Here is a 22,040-nt window from a genome sequence, read left to right on the forward strand (position 1 = left end):
GAACGGTGATGTTTTTGTATAACTGTCTTGCCATCCACCTGCATAGCAGGTGGTTTATTGTTTCGCGTCCTACGTACGCTCAACTGTCTAAAGACTAGATACAAGCTTCGCTTGTACTACAAAAAAAGTCCCAACCGTGGTCCGCAGTGCGTTTCCGCCTTATGCGTGGTGGGCTCTCTCAATTATAATATAGCCAAAATGAAAAAAATATTCAAGTGCTTTTGCCAAAAATAGGGGGTTTCTAAAGTGAAAAGTTATATCATATTGCTGAAGGCTTTAAGACTTCAGTTTCAAAAGTCAATACAATAGACCATTTTCAACCCAGAAAATTCTGGCAAGTCTTGTTCACTACATAATTTTGCATTAACCTAAATACAAATTATAGTGATTATAAGAATGTATTTTGATATTTTTTGGGATATTTGCTTCTAAATCAAACAAAGCATTTAGGTATAATGATGTTATGTGCTTTATCTAAGGATATAACAGAATTCCTAATCATTAATAAAGTCTGTATATTGTTCTTTTGTCATTGTAGGTTTGTCTTTTTGATTCGCAATAGCTTTCATCATGAATGACATGTTGATGGCTAAATTATGGATTGTTTGTAAGCCTTCTTTGTCTTTATAGACATCATCACGTGTATAGCCATGGACATCATTCCAATAAGATGATGGAGCGATTGGCATGCCAGATATACCAAAGAACTGGTTTAATGATTCAAATGTTGCAGAATTGCCGCCACGTCGACAAGAGACAACACTTGCGCCCACTTTCATATGAAGATCAACCGTCGTGCTATAAAACAATCTTTGCGCAAACGATAATAATGTCCCATTGGGATTTCCATAGTATACTGGTGAGCCTAGAATAATACCATTGGCATCTTCTAATTCGGATGCAACTTGATTGACTAAGTCATCAAAGATACATTGACCTGCTTCTTTACAATGATTACAAGCTATACATCCTCTAATATCTTTAGATCCCACAAAGAATTCCTTTGTTTCAATACCTTCTTCATTAAAAATCTTACTTGCTTCCTCAAATGCAGTATGGATACAGCCTTTGACATCAGGAGACCCATTAATCATTAATACTTTCATATATTCACCTTCTATCTACCTCATATTTTAATACACGATTGTAACTACCGGTCAAGAAGATTTCCCTAAATACAAAAAGGAAGCTGTAAAGCTTCCCTTAACTTCCCTTCAATTCTATTTTCTCAACAATTCATCTAGCCAGACAAGACAGCCATTTTCCTCACAGCTTGGTAGTATTTGATCAGCAACCTTAAGCACTTCTAATTGCGCATTCGCAGGTGCTACACAGTAACTTGCAGCCTTCATGCATTCTAGATCCGCTAATCCATCACCAATAACGGATACTTCATCCCAAGACTTATAGAGTTGTCTTAATAACTGATTGGAGCTTCTAAATTTATCAACATTGATATCTATTATATCGACAAATGTATCCGTACTTCTAATGACTTTGACTGGTAAATGTTTTTCTAATTCTTCCTTAAGACTAAAGAAGACACGATCAATTTCTATTTTTGTCCCTGAAGCTGTACACTTCCATACAGCTTCTTTTAAGCCATCCTCTGGTTTATTCGTAAGAATGTAATCAATATGACAATTCTTCGCATCAAGCTCGTAACCTTTTGTCATTTTCAAGGCAAGCATTTGACGGGGCTGAAGAATGCCTGGAACGAGTTGATACTTAATGATAGTATGCCAGATATCTAATGCATGATGTGGTTGGATGGCATATTCAAAAAGTGTATGACCATTTTTAGCATCTTTGACATTAGCGCCATTACAGCAAATAACATAACCACCAAACTCATCCATTTTAAGTTGTCTTGAAAGAGGTATTACACCTGATAAGGCTCTAGCGGAGTTGAGGATGACAAGCATCCCCTGCTCCTCTAAAGCAATTATTTTCTTGGCAATCTCTTCATCTACATATAAGCCACTGCTAGGCTTCATTAATGAGCCATCGATATCACAGAGAATTGTATGAATGGGCATATTAGAATAATTCTTTTTGATGTGTTGCATAGAGATATTCATCAATACAGTTACATACACGATCAATGATTAATTCTTCAGGTTTATTTTCAATAACCCCTTCTCTTACCTTAGTATACTGAATTGGCATGAACTGACTTAATAAGTTAAGTGGTACACCATTTTCAAAATGCTTTAATAAGACTTCTCTAGCCTTTACAACACTCTCTACTGGCATATAGTAACGTGAACGGTCAGAGAATGAATATTTACGTTTAAGCGCAATTTCTTTTTCAGTACCTACATAGTGTTTCTTCCAGTTCTTTGGATTTGCTAGCATAGCATCATCAAGAACTTTTCTGAAATGACTTCTTTCATCTTCATCATAAAGTTCATCTTCCGCAAATGATAATGCGAATAATGCTTCACGCATAGCATAAGTTAAAGCTGGACCTACTTTTAAGATACCAACACCATCTTCTACCATTTCTCTTAATTTAATCTTTGTCTGATAGTCAGTAGAATGACCTTCAAAGACAACATTATCATAAGCTTTGATTGCAGCCATTAAATCAACAGCTTTGCTTCTATCATATTCGGTACATCCAGCATCTTTTTCTTCTACACCTGGCTGTACGACAATACCAATAACATTATCCCAAGCATGATCAAGACCATGATCCTTGAAAGCTTTTTCGAATGTCGCAAGTGTAGCACGGAAATCATCAGGTTTTGTGACTTCTACATGATCAGCAGCTGCACCACCCTGCTGGCCACCAGGAATTGGTACTTCTGAACCAATGATATAAACAGGTTCTACTGCATCAGGATGTTCTTCCTGATATTTCTTGAATGTTTCTTCTGCAACAACTGCTAATTCAGCCCCACGTCTTGCGATTGTTTCATCACTTAAACGTGCATTCTGGTCATCATCAGCAACACGCATTGATGTATCGATGTGGATTTTTGTAAAGCCAGCACCAACATAACAACGAATAAGTTCTGCTGCTTCCTTCATAGCTTCAGCTTCAGGTTTATCAGTGAAAGTAAGTGGGCCTAAATGGTCACCACCCAAGAATAACTTTGCCTTATTGAAACCAATTTCATCAGCTAGCTTTTCTACAAATGCCTTGAAATCAGCTGGTTTCATCCCAGTATATCCACCATACTGGTCAGACTGGTTAGCTGTACTTTCAATAAGTACGCAAGAGTCATCTTCTTTTCCTTTCTTTAATGCTGCTTTAATAACATATTCATTTGCACTACAACAAGAATAGATTCCAATCGCTCTACCTTCTTTTTGTGCTCTTACAATTTGTTTTAATGGATTCTTCATTAGTTTCATCCTCCTTACTTTTACAGTATAAAACGAATCTGTTTTCTTTTGAATAGAGTTGGTATTTTATATAACTTTAAAATTAAAAAACACAAATAAGTAGGTTAAACAAACCTACTATTTTGCATTTTTCATTATATCATCAATTAAAGCTGCAATACAGCGATATTCTCTTTTCGCATGAGCTTTCACTTCAGGCAAAGCATAATCCATCACACAACCATGATAACCATATTCCATTAAAGTTAGGTCATTAGCAGCATCACCAATCGTATAAAGATCTTCTAAGTCAATACCTTCTTTCTGACGGACAATTTCAATACCAGTAGCCTTGCTCATACCTTTTGGCACAACATCCACAACATACTTATTAGCATAAGCTTCAATACGATCACCATATTGCGCTCTGAGCTTTGTTTCAAGCTCCTTCGCTCTTTCACGATTGTCAAGCGAAATGACAATCTGGGCATACTTTCCCATCTTCCATAAATCTTCTTCGCTCATATTAGGTTCTAAACCTGGATAACGGTGTTCTTCAAGACTATCATCAATGATAATACGGTGACGATAGAAGCCATCATTAGCTACATAGGAAACACAGTCAGGCTGTTTGTGGGCACTCTTCATGATTTCTAAGCTTAGATGAGTATCTAAGTAAGAAGAGAAAAGTTCTTCCTCTTTATTATTGAAAAGCATACCACCATTATTAGTGACAAAGTAATCTACAGGTAAATCATATTTCTTTGCCTCTTCAAGTATCGATTCCATTGAACGTCCTGTATCAATGACAAAGAGATTGCCTGCTTCTTTCCATCTGATAATGGCATCACGGTCTTCCTTAGTCACATGATCTTGATATTTTAATGTTCCATCATAATCTGTCGCCAGTAACTTCATGTTTATACCTCAACTTTCCTTCCCATTATAGGCAAAAAGTTCCTCTTACTTCAAGTGACAAACACGCTAAAAGGGGAATCTTTCGATCCCCCTTATTAAAGCTTTGAGAGTTGGTTTATGACCATTTATATCGCAATTCTAATTAAGCTACAACCTTCCAAGGAACTGGTACAAGTGGAGTATAGCTACCAGCCCAGATACCGAAGATAGCACCTACAATACCAATGACTAAGATTAAGCCGATACATTTAACTGGAGTCCAGCCTTTTTTCTTAATAAGGTAGAACATCCAAAGTGTTAAGCCTAATGGTAAGATACATGGAAGAATCATATCTAAGTAATTCTGGATAACGATTGGAGCCTTACCATTTGGAATAGAGATACCAAGTTTAGTACCAGCACCATAGTTAGAGATTAATGCACCTACTACGAATACACCAAGAACAGAAGCTGCATGAGTGAATTCCTGTGCATATTCAGTAATCATGCTGACAGCCTTCATACCTAAGTTATAAGCCCAATACATCAAGCCATAACGAAGAGCCATTTCAGCAACGAATAAGATTACGAAGTAAAGAACAGGACCTAAGAATGAGCCTTTAATAGCCATATTAGCTGTTAAACCAGCTGTGATAGGAACTAATGTATACCAGAAGAGGGCATCACCGATACCACCTAATGGAGCTGCAACAGAGATACGAACTGTACGAATTGTCTGGACATCAGTCTTTAACTGTTCCATTGATAATACGATACCCATAACGAATGTTACTAGGAATGGGTGTGTATTGATGAAGTCCATATTGTGTGTCATTGAAGTCGCTAAGTCTTCTTTGTTTGTATGGATTTCTTCAAGACCTGGAAGCATAGCCCATAACCAACCACCAGACTGCATTCTTTCATAGTTGAATGAAGCCTGAAGCATTGTAGAACGCCAGATCATTTTAGTTAATGTAGATTTGCTGACACGAGGAGCAGGATTAGTATCTACATATTTTAATTCTTTATTAGATTCCATCGCTGAATCCTCCTTCTTCTACCTTTTTGTTTAATCCAGTAACACGGAAATCGTTAAGTGCAATAGCTACACCGATGAATGCTACTAATAATAATGTTGCTGAAGATAATGCTTTAACGTTACCAATAACTAATGCTGCAACGAAACCAGCAAGGAGGTAACCCCACATATCGTTTGCTAACATGATCTTTAATAAGATAGCGAAACCTACGAAACGCATCATACCACCGGCAACTGATAAGCCACCCATGAACCAAGAAGCGTTCTTAGATAACTGCTGAAGTGGTTCAGACATTGCAGTACCACCAACATAAGCGATAATAGCGATAACAGCGAATAAAGTACCTAAGATTAAGCAAGAGATTAAGTTAACCTGAGTGATTCCCTTAGGATTAGCTTCTTCAGCTGCTTTATCAGCTCTAGCCATTAAACCAGACATGATAGTGAATGTGAATGTTACTACATACTGACCGAATGTAGCGAAGATCATACAAGCACCAAGTGCTGCGTTGATATCCATCTTAGCTTTAACAGCGAAGATCATAGCGACAACAGAACCTAATACTGCATTTGGTGGTTGCGCACCACCTACTGGCATGTTACCAATCATCATTAACTCATAAGTACCACCAATAACTAAGCCTGTCTTAACATCACCTAAGATTAAACCAATAATAGGACAAGCAACCATTGGACGATAAGCAATTTCTGTTAATGAGAACTGGTCAATTGCGAAAATAAATGTAACGATTGCCAATAAGACAATTTCAATAACGCTCATATTAATTACCCAATTTCCCTTCTAAAATTTTTCGACACTATTCAAATAACTTATTAATATCTTCTGCAGCGAATTGTGGAACTCTACGAATTTCAAGTTCAACACCCAAATCCTGCAATTTCTTGAAAGTAGCAACGTCATCATCATCTACAGCTACCGACGTAGCGACCTGACGCTTGCCTTCTTTCATGTGCATGTTACCAATATTCACTTTCTTAATTGGTACACCACCTTCCACAAGTCTTAAGACATCCTGTGGAGTTTCACAAATGATTGCGATCATTTGTTTTGGGCTTGCCTTGTTGATAACAGCGATTGTCTTGTCAATAGAGAAATATCTTGTCTGTGCATAACCAGGAGCAGCCATGTTCATAAGACCCTGTCTTAATTTGTCTTTAGCTACTTCATCATTAGCCACTAACAAGAGGTTAGCTCCTACTGAACCACACCACTGTGTAGCAACCTGCCCGTGAATCAAACGATTGTCGATTCTAGTTAAAACGATATTTGGCATAAAATCCTTCCTCTCCAAGAAGTTAAATCTTTTTTACTCCTTGCCTATATGGTAATACTATTGTTTTAAAAAATATTTACATTTTTTAATAACGAATTTGTCTCTTTTATTGTTTAGTTACTTGAATTATACTTATTCCATAAAATAAGCGCTTTATGTAAGGGCTTTGTTTGTTCTATTTTGCTTTTATTTGACGTTACTTGTTTAAAAGAGTACAAATTACGCTTTCAATACTCATTTAATATTATTTTATCATGCTGATAATTTTATTTCAATAATATTACTAATTAGTACAACATGTAAACTCTTACAATATAATTTCTATACATATTATATCCTTTTTACTAGAATATTTGTGCTTTTTATGTGATATAATGGTAAAGAACAAACTTTTTATTATCTTGAAAGGAGTCGCATATTTATGTTTAAGAAAACATCTGGTATAGATTTTCTTAAGTATGGTGAAGTTTTTAACGAGACAGATGGCAAAAAAGGCAAACAGTTCTCCGAAGGCAATCATAAACTACCTGTTGAAAACAAAGACCTCATCTTTCTCTATAAAGCCAATGAAGATGTTTATTTTAGAACACTTGAAGGCATTACCCTACTTGTTGTGTCCGAAGATCTTAATCAGGAATCATTCCAAACCTTTGTCGTTCATCGTGTTGTTAAGGTCAAAGCCGGTATCTATTTCAACTTTATCGCCTTATCCGATACAGCCTTTATAGAACTCGCTACAACACCAACCACAATCATGCAAAACTATTTCTTTGATCAAACATATGTTTATCACCGCATTACACCTAAATTTAAAGTTCATGAATTGATTGCTGATTATTATAATGTACGTAGTACAAATTATCATTTTAATGGTGAATATCTCCCTTTTTGGGAAATTACATATGTAGATAGCGGTACACTTTATACTGTTATTGATGGTACTGAATATATCTTAAATCAGAATCAGATCATTATTGCCCCACCTGGTGTCTTCCAGGAACAACATACGAAAGATAAACCTTGTTCCTACTTAACTATTATTGCCAGAATGGAAGTTGATCCAAGATATAATGATATTATCTTTAATACAGTTCATATGGCTGATCGTAATATAAAAAGAATTATCGAAGACTTTGTTAAAGCAGATAGTGACGAATCAGATACAAGTGCAGATAATATTATTGTTATTCTTGAAGCCTTACTGGCAACAATCGTCCAAAACACAAAAGAACCATCACAGCGTATTGCTAGTACACCAATGCAACAAAAATTTGAAAATGAACTTCTTGAACAAATCATCCTCTATATCAACGAGAACATCTTTACATCATTCAATGTCGAAGATCTCTGTGACCAGTTTGCCATTAGCCGTTCATCGCTCCAATCCCTCTTTAAAGCCAACCTTAATATTGCTCCAAAAGAATATATCAGCAATCTTAAACTCCAGAAAAGCAAAGAACTCATCAAAGAAAGCAAATACACCATTTCTGAGATTGCTTCTATGCTTGGCTTCTCTTCTATTCACTACTTCTCTCGTCGTTTTAAACAGAAGTTTGATATTAATCCAACTGAATATGCCAACAAGCTTATTAAGTCTTAAAAAAACAAAGGTATTGAGGATTATCCCCAATACCTTTTTAATCTTTCTTATTTAAGATTTCCATGAACTGTTCACCTGTGATTGTTTCATTGAGATAAAGGAATTTCGCAAGTTCATGTAATTTATCTTTGTTTTCATTAAGAATATCAATTGCTTTTTGATGTTGTTTCTTGACTAAGGCAACAACTTCTTCATCAATCTTACGCTGTGTATCGCTTGAGGCTGCAAGTGAGGCATCACCGCCAAGATACTGATTAGTCACTGTTTCAAAAGCAACCATATCAAAGTCACTCATACCAAATCTCGCAATCATCTGTCTGGCAATCTTTGTTGCCTGTTCGATATCATTGCTTGCACCAGTTGTAACATCACCAAAGACGACTTCTTCAGCAGCACGGCCACCTGTCAATGTCGCAATCTTATTTTCAAGTTCTTCCTTTGTCATCAGGTAATGGTTACCTTCATCAACCTGCATTGTATAACCAAGGGCACCTGATGTTCTTGGGATAATTGTGATCTTAGTGACTGGGGCAGAGTTTGTCTGCTTAGCAGCTACTAGGGCATGACCAATTTCATGATAAGAAACAACCATCTTTTCATGATCTGTCATAATCGCATTCTTCTTCTGATAGCCGGCAATGACGACTTCAATAGATTCTTCTAAGTCTGCCTGGGTAACAGCCTTTCGTCCATCACGAACAGCTCTTAAAGCAGCTTCATTGACAATATTCGCCAGTTCTGCACCACTAGAACCACTCGCCATTCTTGCAACCTTGTTATAGTCAATGGCATCGCTTGTCTTGACTTTCTTAGCATGCACTTTGAGAATATCTTCACGGCCTTTTAAGTCAGGAAGTTCAACAGGCACACGTCTGTCGAAACGGCCAGGTCTTGTTAAGGCTGGGTCAAGTGATTCAGGACGGTTTGTTGCTGCTAGAATCATAACACCGGTATTTCCTTCAAAGCCATCCATTTCTGTCAACAACTGGTTGAGGGTCTGTTCTCTTTCATCATTACCACCAAAGTTACCACCATCACGCTTTTTACCAATCGCATCAATTTCATCGATAAAGACGATACATGGTGCTTTCTCTTTAGCCTGCTTAAACAAGTCACGCACCTTTGAAGCCCCCATACCAACGAACATCTCTACGAATTCTGAACCAGACATTGAGAAGAATGGGACATCAGCTTCACCAGCAACAGCTTTCGCCAACATTGTCTTACCTGTTCCTGGTGGACCAACTAAGAGAATACCCTTAGGCATTGTTGCACCTATTTCTTTATATTTAGTAGGATTCTTTAAATACGAAACGATTTCAGTCAAGTTCTCCTTCGCTTCATCTTCGCCAGCTACATCATCAAACTTAATGCCTTCTGTACTCTTGACATATATTTTCGCATTAGATTTACCAAAATTACCAAGGCCACCAAAGCCTCCACCACCAAATGACATGGCATCAGAGTTATTCATGGCATCATTCATACGCTTTCTAAAGCGATTACCTAACCACCAGAAGAAAGCAATAGGGACAACCCAATAGAGTAAGAAATCAAGGATTGGTGAATTCTGCTGTTGGATTTCACCGGTAAATGTTGCTCCTGATTTATAGAGTCTGTCAGTAAGCCCGCTATCTTCTACTTTAGCTGTCTTGTAGGTTTTTGTTTTATCTTTGTTGGTGAAGAGAATACGATTGTCTTCGATCTTGACATCTCCAACCTTTTTATCAAGTGTCATTTCTATGAACTTGTTGTAACCTACCTGTTCAATCTGGGCATCTCTGATCATTGGTACAATGAGGAAATTCCCTATTAAGATAAGGATTAAGGCAACAATATAATACCTCACTAATCTTTTCTTTGGATCTTTATTATTATCTTCTTGTATCATTTATTTCACACCCTTTCAGTGTTCGTAACTATAGTATAATGCAATATACACTAGTCCTTCAACGAATGTGATTCTATCGAACGATTATTAACACAATTTGAACATAAGAAAAGAGATATGAAAACATATCTCCTACTTCTTAATATGAATCGTCAAGATGACTTCGTCATCTGTTTCTGTCTGTTCACTATTAATATCACTACCCACCGTCTTTTCTGCCATATCAATAGCTTGCTTAAATGTATTTAAGACAATCTTGACATTACGGCTAAAGGCTTTTGTTTTTCCTTTTTTAGGCTTAGGAGCCTTAGGTTCCAACATGGCTTTAATCCGTTTTTCTGTTTCTTCAACAGTGAGATTATTAGCTTCAATACTTCTCAACATATTATTCTGTTCAGCTGTATTTGAAAGCTTTAATAATGCTCTAGCATGACGTTCAGTAATCTTGCGTTCTTTAACAGCTTCCTGAACTGTTATTGGTAATTGTAACAATCTTAATTTATTCGCAATCGTTGATTGTTTCTTTCCCATTTGTTGGGCAAGTTCGCTTTGCGTGATATTTTGGGCATCAAGAATTTGCTGGTAGGCAAGGGCTTCTTCTATAGCTGAGAGATTCTCACGTTGGATATTTTCCACCAAGGCAGCATTGGCTGTCTCTTGGTCATTGAGTTTTTGAATAATAACAGGAATCTCTTTAATACCGGAAAGTTTGCAGGCACGATATCTTCTTTCTCCCACGACAATCTGGTATTTTCTAAAGCCAATGGGTCTAACGACAATCGGTTGTAATAAGCCATTCTTTTGAATACTTTCAGCTAATTCCTGTATTTTTTCTTCTTCAAAGTGTGTTCTTGGCTGTTCTTTATTAGGTTCGATAAGATTCAGGTCTAAGAACTTATATGTATCTTTACGCATATCAAAGCCTTCCTTCCTACAATGGTTTCTTCTTAATCTGACCAAAGGCTCTTGGATATTTTGCAGGTGTGTTCTTTACTTTATGGATGATCAGATTATGACGGTGATCATTCTCATCAGTAAGCGTAAAAGCCACATCTTTCACAATCTTTCCCCCAAGCTTCTCAATTCCTTTGCTTGCTTCTTTAAGTTCAATATCACCCTGTAGGCCTTTAAGCACAAGAAAGTCCCCACCAACCTTTACAAGAGGCATACATAACTCATCTAGGATATTCAGTCTAGCCACAGCTCTAGCCGTCGCAATATCAAAAGCTTCACGATGCTTTATCGCAAATTCTTCAGCACGTGCATGAATCGCTTCAACATGATCCAAGTCCAGTTCTTGAACAAGATGATTCAAGAATATAATACGCTTCCCTAATGAATCCACAATAGTAATTTGTAATTCAGGATAAACAATCTTTAGAGGAATACTTGGAAAACCAGCTCCTGCTCCAACATCAACAATAGATTGATTATTGAAATCATAATCAAATGAAATCGTCAGTGAATCCAAGAAATGTTTTAAATAAACATCATCATGATCAGTAATTGCTGTAAGATTCATCTTCTCATTCCATTCTACTAGAAGTTGATAGTATCTTTCAAACTGATTTAATTGTTTTTCATTTAAAATAATACCTTTATTCTCTAAAGTCGTTTGAAAATCCATAATTATTCTCCATATTCACTCTTCAAATATATCAACAAGACAGATATATCAGCAGGATTAATACCTGATATTCTGCTTGCCTGAGCTACTGTCACTGGGCGTACTTTCAAGAGTTTCTCTCTTGCTTCTAATGATAAATTGATAATCTTATGATAGTCAATATCTGCAGGAATTTCTTTTTCTTCCATGCTTCTCATCTTCTCTACTTGTCTTAGTGTTTTATCAATATAGCCCTTATATTTAATATTGATATTCACTCTTGTTTGTTCTTCTTCAGTAAGATCTGTTTCACCAATATAATCCTTAATAAGATTATAGGATACTTCTGGTCTTTGAATAAGTTCTTTAGCACTAATGCCTTCTTTAAGACGTGTTGAGCCAATGGATTCAAGAAGATTATTGATATTTTCATCTTTAGGAGTAAAGCGAATTGTCTTTAATCTCTCAATCTCTCCCTCAATTCTTGCCATCTTATCAAGATATTGTTGATAAAGAGCATCACTCACCAAACCAACCTGATGACCATACTTTCTTAATCTTGTATCCGCATTATCATGACGAAGCAACAAGCGATATTCCGCTCTACTTGTCAACATACGATAAGGCTCCTTTGTGCCCTTTGTCACTAAGTCATCAATAAGGACACCTAGATAAGCTTCATCTCTTCTGAGAATTAATGGCTTTTCACCTCTCACTTTATGAATCGCATTAATACCAGCAATCATCCCCTGACCAGCTGCTTCTTCATAGCCCGATGTACCATTAATCTGACCTGCCGTAAAGAGATTTTCAACGACCTTTGTCTCCAATGATGGCTTTAACTGTAATGGGTCAATAGCGTCATATTCAATCGCATAAGCATATTTTAAGATCTTGCAGTTTTCTAGACCTGGCAAAGCATGTACCATCTTGTCCTGAATCTCATGGGGCATACTTGTGGAAAAGCCTTGGACATAGATTGAATTCATTTCACGTGATTCTGGTTCTAAGAAGATTTGATGTCTTTCCTTGTCTCTAAACTTAACAACCTTATCTTCTATTGATGGACAATAACGAGGACCAATCCCCTTGACAATACCTGAATACATTGATGATTTATCAAGATTATCAAGAATAAGCTTATGAATTGTTTCATTCGTATAAGTCAACCAACATGTATCCTGTTCTTCAACAGGAATAAATGTTGTTGTTTCATAGGAGAAGGCAAGTTTCGCATTCGTACCTGGCTGGACTTCAGTCTTGCTGTAATCGATTGTATCAGCTGCAACACGTGGTGGTGTGCCTGTTTTCAAACGCTGGATTCTAAAGCCTAAATTTGCCAGTTTACCTGAAAGATATTTGGAATAACGTTCATTGTCAGGACCACTAGGTGTTTTTGTCGCCCCCACAAGAATTTCTGCTTTCAAATATGTCCCTGTTGTCAAGATTGTGGTTTTGCCTTCAAAGACACGGCCATCTTCAAGAATAACACCCTTACATATTCCATTCTCCACAACCAAGTCTTCAACCATGCTTTCCACAATATCAAGATGATCCTGATCACGAAGCACCTGTTGCATATAACGAGGATATTTCTTCTTGTCTTCCTGGGCTCTTAAAGCCTGTACACCTGGACCTTTAGCTGTATTGAGCATCTTCATCTGCGTATAACAAGCATCCGCACTCTTTCCCATCTGGCCACCAAGCGCATCGACTTCACGCACAATAATGCCTTTGGCTGGACCACCAATAGCTGTATTACATGGCATCTGCCCTGCATTTTCAAAATGACTTGTGATTAATAATGTTTTTAAGCCAACTCTAGCGGGTGCTAGGCAAGCTTCGATGCCTGCATGTCCGGCACCTACTACAATGACATCATACATAAATGTACCTCTTTTCGCATTAGAAACTATACCACAATCATATTGTCATTTCAATCAAAGGACATGTATAATAAGGTTGGTGATAAATTATGAAAAGTATTGATATTTTGAGAGATTTTAAGAATTTTGCCGTGCTTGGAGCAACCACAGATACCAAGAAGTATGGCTATAAGATTGTGCAGCGTTTATGTGAGATAGGTAAGACAGTTTATCCTGTCTCTCCTAAATATGATGAAGTCTATGGCTTGAAGGCTTATAGGGATTTACTTGAAATCGAGCGCCCCATTGACGTTGTAGTCTTTGTCATTAATAAGAAGTTTGCTTCACAGTATATTGCAGAGATGCGTGAACTGGGGATTGGGTTTGCCTGGATGCAGCCTGGTACATATGATGATATTCTTATCAAAGATATTCAGTCTCTAGGCATTACGCCAATAGAAGACTGTGTCTTAATTGTTTCAAAGGAAATCGCATAATGGATATTTCACAATTACTAACAAGCCCACTCTATACACCACTCTATAGTGATGACTTAGATATGGTTAATGTCTATGGTCAACCTATTTTAAGAAGAAGCACAGATAACTCACAACGCTCTATTTTCTTCTTTACTACGTTGGATTCTATTTATCATTTTATAGAAGAAGATGGTGGTATTGTCGATGATGTCTATCCCTTTGCCCTAGTTGAAGGTGATGCCTTCATTACACTACTTCAGAAAGCTTATAGCCTAGGAATCACTCATGTTGTCTTTGATCTCAATGAAGAAAACCATATAACCTACAAGCTTGACTATTTCTTTAAGCAATGTCATATCGCCCCAACACAAAACAACGTTACAACAATAGGCACATATCCTATCTACAACTACTACGACCCCTACAAACTTACCCAAACAGAGATTGATCATCTTTCAAACAACTACAACCAAATGAGTCTACCTGAACTTATTTATAGCTATCATAAAACTCCTGACAAAGCTATTCTCAAGGCCATCCGTCTAGCCCTTGATCATATTCCTTATTACTTGAAACTCAGCGATTATCAAGAACCCATTACCAACAACAATCAGCTTACTATTTATTATACAAACCGCTTTATTTATCATGAAAGAAATCAATATACATCTTTTGAAACAGTTGAAGCACTGGATGATTTATTAAAAAGATTTGCGATTAAAGAAATTGTGATTACAGATGGTACTCATGACAAGCTTATCCTGCAAGCATCCACATTCCTTTCACAAGATCTTCACAAAATCTATCAAGAGCCAAGTTTCACTCTCTTAATAACGGATTTTCAGGATGATTATTATGGTGGTTATTTACATGGTGTGATCAAAACAGACAATGACTACACCCTTTATACAACTTCTTCAACAACAATTCATATCGATGAAATTGTAGAAGGACAAAAGATTGTCACAAAAGCTAATGATAGCTATATCAGAATAAAAACCAACAAGCCTATTCATGAATACAACTATAGCGTTGTTACCAATATGCCAGCAGTCGATAATCCGGTACTCTCCGTCCTTGCATTCCATACTCAAAGTATGATGATTGAGCCAGGTTTCTCTAAGGCTCTTGATGCAGCGATACTAAGCAGCCGTTATTATCTTATTGATGATCATAAAGCTGTCTTATCGCCAAAGCTCACGCAACAGCCATATCAGAAAGTTGATTTCAATAAGCTTCTACAACAACATAGTGATATCTTAATCAACGAGGGTATGTCAAACAGTCTCTTACTTCCATATGATTATTTAGCACATCTACAGGATCAGCCTGAAGTACAACAAGAATCATCTTCAACACATTTCATTACATATATATTGATTGCTTTACTTGTTGTGCTTGTCATACTATATGTCTATTTAAGTTACTTCCAGTAAATATCCACCGGCTTAGCCGGTGGCTTTTCAGTTTCGGGCATAGCCCTGCTCCTACCAGTGACGCGTGAACCGCGTATTACGTTGTGCGGCTTGACCAACTGCCCGTTCATTTATTTCTTTACTTTAATTTTCTCGACCTTGAATCCAGCAAATGGATCTTCAAAGTCCATTGCCAGCTGATCTATTTCTTTGTCTTCCACCAGCTGGTTTCTTATGTACTCTTTTATTTTCTTCGTATTCTTTCCTACTATATCGACATAATATCCTCTACACCAGAAGGATCTGTTCCGATACTTGAATCTTGCATTTGCCCATCTTTCAAAAATCATTTGAGAGCTTTTTCCTTTAAGATATCCCATTATTCCAGAGACAGAATACTTTGGTGGTATCTCAATCAGCATATGCACATGATCAACACATACTTCTGCTTCAAGGATGTTGATGCCCTTCCATTCACATAGCTGTCTCAAAATTTGCCCAATTTCAATCCTTCGAGCATCATAAAATGCCTTTCTTCTATATTTTGGTGCGAAAACCACATGATATTTACAATTCCACTTAGTGTGTGATAAACTGTGTAAGTCATCATCATATGACATGAAAGTGTCCTCCTATTCTGTATTGCAGTTGGTAGCCGCAGTACAATTATAATATGAGGACTCTTTCTTTACCACTTGGCTAAAGTTCGAGTGGACCCCCAGACAATCTGGGGGTTTTATGTTTCACAAAAATAAAAGGTCTCATTTTGAGACCTTTTCATTACCATAATAATCATCTTTTTAGTTTCATACATTTGTGCATTACATATGTAGAATATTCACCAACATAACCCAAGAAAGTCCATAGTATGTCACTACGCCCACTAAATCCGTTAGTGTCGTAATCAATGGTCCTGAGGCAACAGCTGGGTCAACACCTATCTGATTGAAAAAGATTGGTACGGCTGTACCTACAAAACTAGAAATCAACATAGCTAGAAGCAGTGATAGTCCGATACATGCTGAAATCGCAAAAGCTGTCATGACAGGCATATGACGCGCTGCCATAATATAGAGTCCAATCACAACAAAAGATACGATACATAATATGAGCCCATTCGCAAAGCCCACACTCATCTCTTTACCAATCAAATGTAATTTTTCCCTAACAGTTAGATTTTTATCCATAAGTACACGAATTGTGACAGCTAGGGATTGTGTACCAACATTACCTGACATATCCAATATCATGGACTGGAAAGCCATGATGAGTGTTAGTTTCTGAACAACTGTTTCAAAAAGACCAACAACTGTAGAAACACCCATTCCCATAAACATCAGAAGCACAAGCCATGGCAAACGTTTCTTCACGCTGAGTAGAATTGGTTCTTTAAGATCTTCTTCGGCAGACAAACCACCAAGTTTCGCATAATCTTCACCCATTTCATCATCGACAACTTCAACAACGTCCTGAGATGTAATAACCCCAACAATGTGATTATCTTCTGATAAAACCGGGATGGACTCTTCAGAATAGTCTTTGATCTTTTCCAAGCAGTCTTCAATCTTTTCATCATCATATACATATGGATAATTTGTTTCAACAATGTCCTCTAGCTTTGTTCCCTCACGAGCAATAATGAGATCCTTAAGATCAGCAGCACCATAAAAGATCCCTTCTTCATCAAGAATATAAATTACAGAAATATTATCATTTTCTGACGCTTGATCAATCAGTGAGCGCATTGCTTCTTTGATTGAGAGATTACGTTTAATAGCTATATAATTTGTCCTCATACGACTCGCTATCGTATCTTCTTCATAAGCTGCCAGCATCCTAATAGCGTCCTGAATTTCAGGATCCATCATTTCCAGCCAAGCTTTCTTATATTGGGAGTCACTATTTTTTAAGATATCCGCTGCTGTAGCTGGTTCCATTTTTTCAAGCACGTTCGAAGCCTTCTTGGGATCCATTTCCTCAAGATAGATGTCCGCATCCTCATCCGCATATTCCATAATTTCCGCTAGATCTTCTATACGCATCACACGATAAAGAGTTAAACGCTCTTTCTTTTCTAGCTTAGGCAGGATTGCTGCCATATCATTCGCATGATAATTCTGTAGTTGATCACAGATCACACGTGGAGAATTGTTGGAACGAATAATGTCCAAAATTTCTTTTTCATATCCTAGCATTTCAACTGCTGTATTCTTTTCATCTCTCATCATTTCTATTCTCCTTTCATCCTCTGAGTACATTTCACCTAAAACTGTTCTTTATTCTTAAAATCATCAGGGACAATCAGTCTTATGTCACAATGAAATAGCTCACAGAAACAAAGAGAAAGAAATAATCACTTAGAAGAAACGCTATGTTTATAGTTTCTTACATGCAAAAAAAGGTGGAACAGAGCCCCTCTGTCCAACAGCTCTTCTTCCTCTGAGCTTCTGTACAATAATTTCTATTTGATATGGACTTCGTCCCTCACCATCACAATCAGCCATCTATTCCACCTCTTTTCTTTGTCATTAGAATATTTAAATATTCTAACCTTCTACCTTCATTCTAACATCCACCCTTTTACTTGTAAACCGATATTTGTTTTATAAACATATATAATTTAGCCTTTTCTTAAATCACTTATTTTCAAGCTTCATCCATGTCACCCCTTGGTATTCCCTGATCTTTAATAACCTATATAGGAAGAAAAGACCTCACGATGAGGTCTTTTCTTTGTTTTTGATTTCATTGTTGACTTCTTGGGTAATAGCAGTACCGCCTTGTTCTTTCCATTTAGCGACAAAGTCATCAAAAGAGCTTACAGGCTTACTTCCCGAGATAATCTGGAGATAAGTATCGGTTTCAAGTTCCTGAAGTTTCCACATCTTCTTGTTCATTGTCTCTGTTGTTGAGAAGTAGCCAGACTTCACCTTAACGACATTTTTCTTTTCCAACAACCCCAATGCTTCAATACGTGAGGCATAAGCTGCCCAGTTCTCGGCACTGTTTTCTTTTTTATGAGCAAGATAGTTCTTGCATGCATTAGCATAAGGGACATCGATGGCCATGATATTCTTTGTTGATTCGCCATTTAAGATCTTGGTGATATTATAGTAGCTTCTCTTTAAGGCATCCTGGTAATCGACATTAATAGCAATAGGTCTAGCTGTTGGATCAACGTTGATTTCATAATAATGGTTGATATCATCAACATCCTTATTGTCATAACGAAGATAATCAAAGATCACTGAGATAATCTTAAAGATCACTTCTGGATGTTTATATCCCTTTCTCACAACAACAAACTTACTTGATGGGTTAACAGAATGATATGTCGTTGCATTACCATTGGTCTTAATCAAATAGGGTTTCCACTGGGCACTGCTGTCTTTCTTGATAGCATCGACAAGTGGGTTATTAGGAACCCACCAAGGGCCAAAGATTGTTCCACATTTGCCATTAATAATTTCCCTGGCAATATCATTATTTGTTCTAAGCAAGAAATTCTTATCGAGAACACCTTCTTGATAAAGGTCATGTAAGTGGGAAAGTGTTGCTTTAGCTCCTTCATTTAGAGAATCATATTGGTAGCTGCCATTTCTTTCAATCCATTGTTTGGGATAGGTATTGTTGGCGGCAAAATAGAGATTGAGAAGATATTCGCTAGAAAAGCCTGTTCCAGCCGTTAAGCTCGTGTCAGCCATCAAGCCATCCGCATTCTTATATTGCCTAAAAGCCCTGACAGTATTCTCAACATCATCAAGTGTTTCTGGTTCTTTAAGATTAAGTTCTTTGCGCCAGTCATCTCTAACCCAGAAGAAATTAGGTCCATCATCAATATTGGTTTCCGGCATGGCATAGATCTTACCATTAAATGTCACATTATCAAGAATGGAGGCATCATAGGATGCATACATGTCTTTAATACGTGGTGAAGCACATTGTTTATAGGCTGTCGTAAGATCTTCAATCAGATGATTTTCCACAAGATACTCTAAATCATCAAGTGATTCAACAATCATCACATCAGGTAATTTCTTAGAAAGAATGGCATGATCCACATATTCACTATAATGAACACCATAACCTTCAAAGATATCTTTATTTTGAACATTGAGTTTCTTTAATAAATATCTTGTATAAGCGTTATTTTCATAGGTATCTCCTTCAGGCATATTAGAGTTATTTGTCCCCTTGAGATGCGCTATTGTATAAGTGACCTTCTGATCATAACGGCCATATGGTGTTTGTGAAGCCATAAAGGAGTCGCGATGCGACTCCAATTGACAACCTGTAATTGTGAATAATGAAAGTAATACAACGAATAACTTTCTTAACATTATTAATCAACCCTTTACTGCGCCAGACATTCCTTCGGCATAATATCTTTGTAGATATACAAATAATATCGCAATTGGGATAGAAACGCAAACAGCACCTGCCGCAAATCGTGTATACCACACATCAATATATTCTTTAGACAGCATATTCCATAAGCCGATAGCGACTGTATAGTAATCAGAATTCGCACGACAAATAACTTTTGCGAAGATGAAATCTAGCCATGGAGCTAAGAATGAAGTCAAGACAGTATAGACAATAATTGGTTTTGATAGAGGAATAGTCAATTTTGTGAAGACTTGCCATTTTGTTGCTCCATCAATGTAAGCTGCTTCATCAATAGCTTTTGGAATTGTATCAAAGAACCCTTTCGCAATATAGAAGCCCATACCAGAACCTGCGGAATAAACAAGTACTAAGGCTACTCTGATCATGCCACCTTCAGATAGACCAAGTGTCTTCAAGATATAGTAAACGGCAATCATGCTCATGAAACCTGGGAACAGACCTAAGATCATCGCAATATTCATAAATGGTTTACGTAACTTGAATCTTAATCTACTCATACAATAAGCTACTGAAAGAACAAAGAAACAGCTGATGATACATGAGAATATAGCAATAATTAATGTATTCAAGAACATCTTAGGGAAGTTCAGAATATTTGTATCAGTAAAGAGCTTTACATAGTTATCTAATGTATAAGATTTAGGGAAGAATGAATCAACATAACTACCAGGTTCTGCTCTAAAGCTTGTTAGAATAACCCAGAAAATAGGAAGAACCCAGATAGCTGCTAATATAGCTAGGAAGGCGTGTACAATGACATTTTTAATACGCTTCTTTGTCTTATAAGACTTTGTGATTTGTTTAGCCATTACATGAATCCCTCCTCATCTTTATAACTGCCGGTATTACGATATGTCACTAAGGCCACAATCGCTAAGACAATAAATGTAAAGATACCAATAACAGCACCAATAGAATAATACTGTTTATCAATTGTTAATTTATATAACCATGTTACTAATAGGTCAGTCTTACCTGCTGTTGCACCAACTGGTGTTGGATCACCACCTGATAAGAGGTAGATGACATTGAAGTTGTTGACGTTACCTGTGAACTGTGTAATGAGATATGGTGTTGTAACGAATAACATATATGGTAATGTAATCTTCATAAATGTGACAAAGGCATTAGCACCATCAATCTTAGCTGATTCATAAAGTTCAGCTGGGATATTCTGTAAGATACCTGTTACCTGCATCATTGTATAAGGAATACCTACCCACAAGTTAATGACAATAACACTTACTCTTGCCCATGTTACATCAGTAAAGAATGGTAAGCTTGTAGAAATCCAGCCAGCATTCTTTAAAAGCACGTTCACAGCACCTTCAGGCTGTAACATTGTACGCATGATTAATAAGCTGACGAACTGAGGAACAGCGATAGAAAGAATAAAACAGAAACGCCAGAATGATTTCCAATGAGTTTCTTTACGATTAATTAAAATCGCAAGAAGCATACCAAAGAGATAATTCAAGAATGTCGCAAAGACTGCCCATACCAATGTCCAGCCTAATACGCTCCAGAATTCCTTACCAATAGAATTATTGAAATTCAAGACTGTTCCAAAATTCTTTAAGCCAACCCAGTCAAATAAGACTAAGTGGTTGCCTTTAATAGAATAGTTTGTGAAGGCCATTGAAATCATATATACAAGTGGCAGGATTGTAAAAATAAGAATACCTAGAACTGGACCAGTTAATAATAATCCAGCTAAGTTCTCATCTAATAGTGAAGCAATATCTTCTTTGAATGTATTCAAATGTTTCCCTTCAGAAGCAAGCTTCTGTGATTTATAGGAACTCTTGACACATAAGCGCCATACAAGAATGAAACCTATTAATAGGAATATTGTTGCTATACCATACAACAAGATAGTCAGTGAGTTATCACCAGTACTATATTCATAAATACCTTTAGCTTCATTCCAGACACCTTCCTGAGCAGCTTCACCTAACCCAGGTAATTTAGAAAGGTTATAGAAACCATTAGTGACCATAAACAGGATGAAGGCCAGTTCGAAAAGCAAGAAGAGGGCCCCCTTAATAAACTGTTTGTGTTTGAAATGTCCAGCTCCCATAATAACCATGGAAAGCTTCGTCATTGAATCCCCTTCAGTTACAGCATTCGCAAATGAATAAGGGTCCTGAAATTCTTTCATTTTTTTCTTCTTATTGAATTTCATAACTTACTCCTTCCTATATAAGTGA

At 36.9% G+C, this 22,040-nt stretch carries 19 protein-coding genes; 3 read left to right on the forward strand and 16 right to left on the reverse strand.

The window, feature by feature from the left end; all coding sequences use genetic code 11:
• Positions 1 to 494: 494 nt before the first annotated feature.
• From FYJ79_RS10030 to agaV, 7 genes are all read right to left on the reverse strand, one after another.
• The gene (locus FYJ79_RS10030) at positions 495 to 1,106 is read right to left on the reverse strand and encodes a flavodoxin family protein (protein ID WP_154517733.1); all 612 of its coding nucleotides are present in this window, start codon (positions 1,104 to 1,106) and stop codon (positions 495 to 497) included.
• A gap of 114 nt (positions 1,107 to 1,220) precedes the next feature.
• Entirely contained in the window at positions 1,221 to 2,069 is an 849-nt protein-coding gene (locus FYJ79_RS10035; RefSeq protein WP_195837071.1) for an HAD-IIB family hydrolase, read from the reverse strand.
• Positions 2,041 to 3,354 carry a class II D-tagatose-bisphosphate aldolase, non-catalytic subunit gene (locus tag FYJ79_RS10040; RefSeq protein ID WP_229771450.1) on the reverse strand — a complete coding sequence of 438 codons (1,314 nt, stop codon included), beginning with the start codon at positions 3,352 to 3,354 and terminating at the stop codon, positions 2,041 to 2,043. Before FYJ79_RS10040 ends, FYJ79_RS10035 begins: the two co-directional genes overlap by 29 nt.
• A 117-nt stretch (positions 3,355 to 3,471) precedes the next feature.
• Positions 3,472 to 4,251 (reverse strand): HAD-IIB family hydrolase, encoded by a 780-nt coding sequence (locus tag FYJ79_RS10045; RefSeq protein ID WP_154517743.1) that lies wholly within the window; start codon positions 4,249 to 4,251, stop codon positions 3,472 to 3,474.
• 142 nt (positions 4,252 to 4,393) lie between these two features.
• Entirely contained in the window at positions 4,394 to 5,269 is an 876-nt protein-coding gene (locus tag FYJ79_RS10050) for a PTS system mannose/fructose/sorbose family transporter subunit IID (protein ID WP_154517747.1), read from the reverse strand.
• Positions 5,259 to 6,050 carry a PTS mannose/fructose/sorbose/N-acetylgalactosamine transporter subunit IIC gene (locus tag FYJ79_RS10055; protein WP_074782109.1) on the reverse strand — a complete coding sequence of 264 codons (792 nt, stop codon included), beginning with the start codon at positions 6,048 to 6,050 and terminating at the stop codon, positions 5,259 to 5,261. The genes FYJ79_RS10050 and FYJ79_RS10055 overlap by 11 nt, the downstream gene beginning before the upstream one ends.
• A 37-nt stretch (positions 6,051 to 6,087) precedes the next feature.
• Positions 6,088 to 6,564: a PTS N-acetylgalactosamine transporter subunit IIB gene (gene agaV / locus FYJ79_RS10060; protein WP_154517750.1), complete on the reverse strand. Its 477-nt coding sequence runs from the start codon at positions 6,562 to 6,564 to the stop codon at positions 6,088 to 6,090.
• A 421-nt stretch (positions 6,565 to 6,985) separates the two neighbouring features.
• Between agaV and FYJ79_RS10065 the strand changes: the two genes are divergently transcribed.
• Positions 6,986 to 8,164 carry an AraC family transcriptional regulator gene (locus FYJ79_RS10065; RefSeq protein WP_154517753.1) on the forward strand — a complete coding sequence of 393 codons (1,179 nt, stop codon included), beginning with the start codon at positions 6,986 to 6,988 and terminating at the stop codon, positions 8,162 to 8,164.
• Positions 8,165 to 8,201: 37 nt separating this feature from the next.
• Here FYJ79_RS10065 and ftsH read toward each other — a convergent pair whose 3' ends face one another.
• The 4 genes from ftsH to mnmG all read right to left on the reverse strand — a co-directional run bounded on the left by ftsH (position 8,202) and on the right by mnmG (position 13,547).
• Positions 8,202 to 10,055 carry an ATP-dependent zinc metalloprotease FtsH gene (gene ftsH, locus FYJ79_RS10070; protein WP_154517756.1) on the reverse strand — a complete coding sequence of 618 codons (1,854 nt, stop codon included), beginning with the start codon at positions 10,053 to 10,055 and terminating at the stop codon, positions 8,202 to 8,204.
• A gap of 132 nt (positions 10,056 to 10,187) precedes the next feature.
• Positions 10,188 to 10,970: a nucleoid occlusion protein gene (gene noc, locus FYJ79_RS10075; protein ID WP_154517759.1), complete on the reverse strand. Its 783-nt coding sequence runs from the start codon at positions 10,968 to 10,970 to the stop codon at positions 10,188 to 10,190.
• A 16-nt stretch (positions 10,971 to 10,986) separates the two neighbouring features.
• Positions 10,987 to 11,682, reverse strand: a complete 696-nt coding sequence (rsmG, locus tag FYJ79_RS10080) for a 16S rRNA (guanine(527)-N(7))-methyltransferase RsmG (protein ID WP_154517763.1) — start codon at positions 11,680 to 11,682, stop codon at positions 10,987 to 10,989.
• 2 nt (positions 11,683 to 11,684) lie between these two features.
• The gene (mnmG, locus tag FYJ79_RS10085; RefSeq protein ID WP_154517767.1) at positions 11,685 to 13,547 is read right to left on the reverse strand and encodes a tRNA uridine-5-carboxymethylaminomethyl(34) synthesis enzyme MnmG; all 1,863 of its coding nucleotides are present in this window, start codon (positions 13,545 to 13,547) and stop codon (positions 11,685 to 11,687) included.
• A gap of 89 nt (positions 13,548 to 13,636) precedes the next feature.
• On the opposite strand from mnmG, the gene FYJ79_RS10090 reads away from it, so the two are divergent.
• Both FYJ79_RS10090 and FYJ79_RS10095 read left to right on the forward strand, forming a co-directional pair.
• Complete coding sequence (locus FYJ79_RS10090; protein ID WP_154517770.1) at positions 13,637 to 14,023, forward strand: CoA-binding protein; 387 nt, start codon at positions 13,637 to 13,639, stop codon at positions 14,021 to 14,023.
• Entirely contained in the window at positions 14,023 to 15,441 is a 1,419-nt protein-coding gene (locus FYJ79_RS10095; protein ID WP_154517773.1) for a hypothetical protein, read from the forward strand. The genes FYJ79_RS10090 and FYJ79_RS10095 overlap by 1 nt, the downstream gene beginning before the upstream one ends.
• A gap of 110 nt (positions 15,442 to 15,551) precedes the next feature.
• Here the strand turns inward: FYJ79_RS10095 and tnpA are convergent, their stop codons facing one another.
• The 5 genes from tnpA to FYJ79_RS10120 all read right to left on the reverse strand — a co-directional run bounded on the left by tnpA (position 15,552) and on the right by FYJ79_RS10120 (position 22,015).
• On the reverse strand, positions 15,552 to 16,040 hold the full coding sequence (gene tnpA / locus FYJ79_RS10100; protein WP_154517776.1) for an IS200/IS605 family transposase: 489 nt from the start codon (positions 16,038 to 16,040) through the stop codon (positions 15,552 to 15,554).
• A gap of 201 nt (positions 16,041 to 16,241) precedes the next feature.
• Complete coding sequence (gene mgtE, locus FYJ79_RS10105; RefSeq protein WP_229771451.1) at positions 16,242 to 17,648, reverse strand: magnesium transporter; 1,407 nt, start codon at positions 17,646 to 17,648, stop codon at positions 16,242 to 16,244.
• 486 nt (positions 17,649 to 18,134) lie between these two features.
• A complete protein-coding gene (locus FYJ79_RS10110; protein WP_154517779.1) occupies positions 18,135 to 19,760 on the reverse strand; it encodes a type 2 periplasmic-binding domain-containing protein in 1,626 nt (541 codons plus the stop codon).
• 6 nt (positions 19,761 to 19,766) lie between these two features.
• Entirely contained in the window at positions 19,767 to 20,639 is an 873-nt protein-coding gene (locus FYJ79_RS10115) for a sugar ABC transporter permease (RefSeq protein ID WP_154517782.1), read from the reverse strand.
• Complete coding sequence (locus FYJ79_RS10120; RefSeq protein WP_154517786.1) at positions 20,639 to 22,015, reverse strand: carbohydrate ABC transporter permease; 1,377 nt, start codon at positions 22,013 to 22,015, stop codon at positions 20,639 to 20,641. The genes FYJ79_RS10115 and FYJ79_RS10120 overlap by 1 nt, the downstream gene beginning before the upstream one ends.
• Positions 22,016 to 22,040: the final 25 nt, after the last annotated feature.

Source organism: Sharpea porci (genome assembly GCF_009695655.1).
Taxonomy (GTDB): Bacteria; Bacillota_I; Bacilli_A; order Erysipelotrichales; family Coprobacillaceae; genus Sharpea; species Sharpea porci.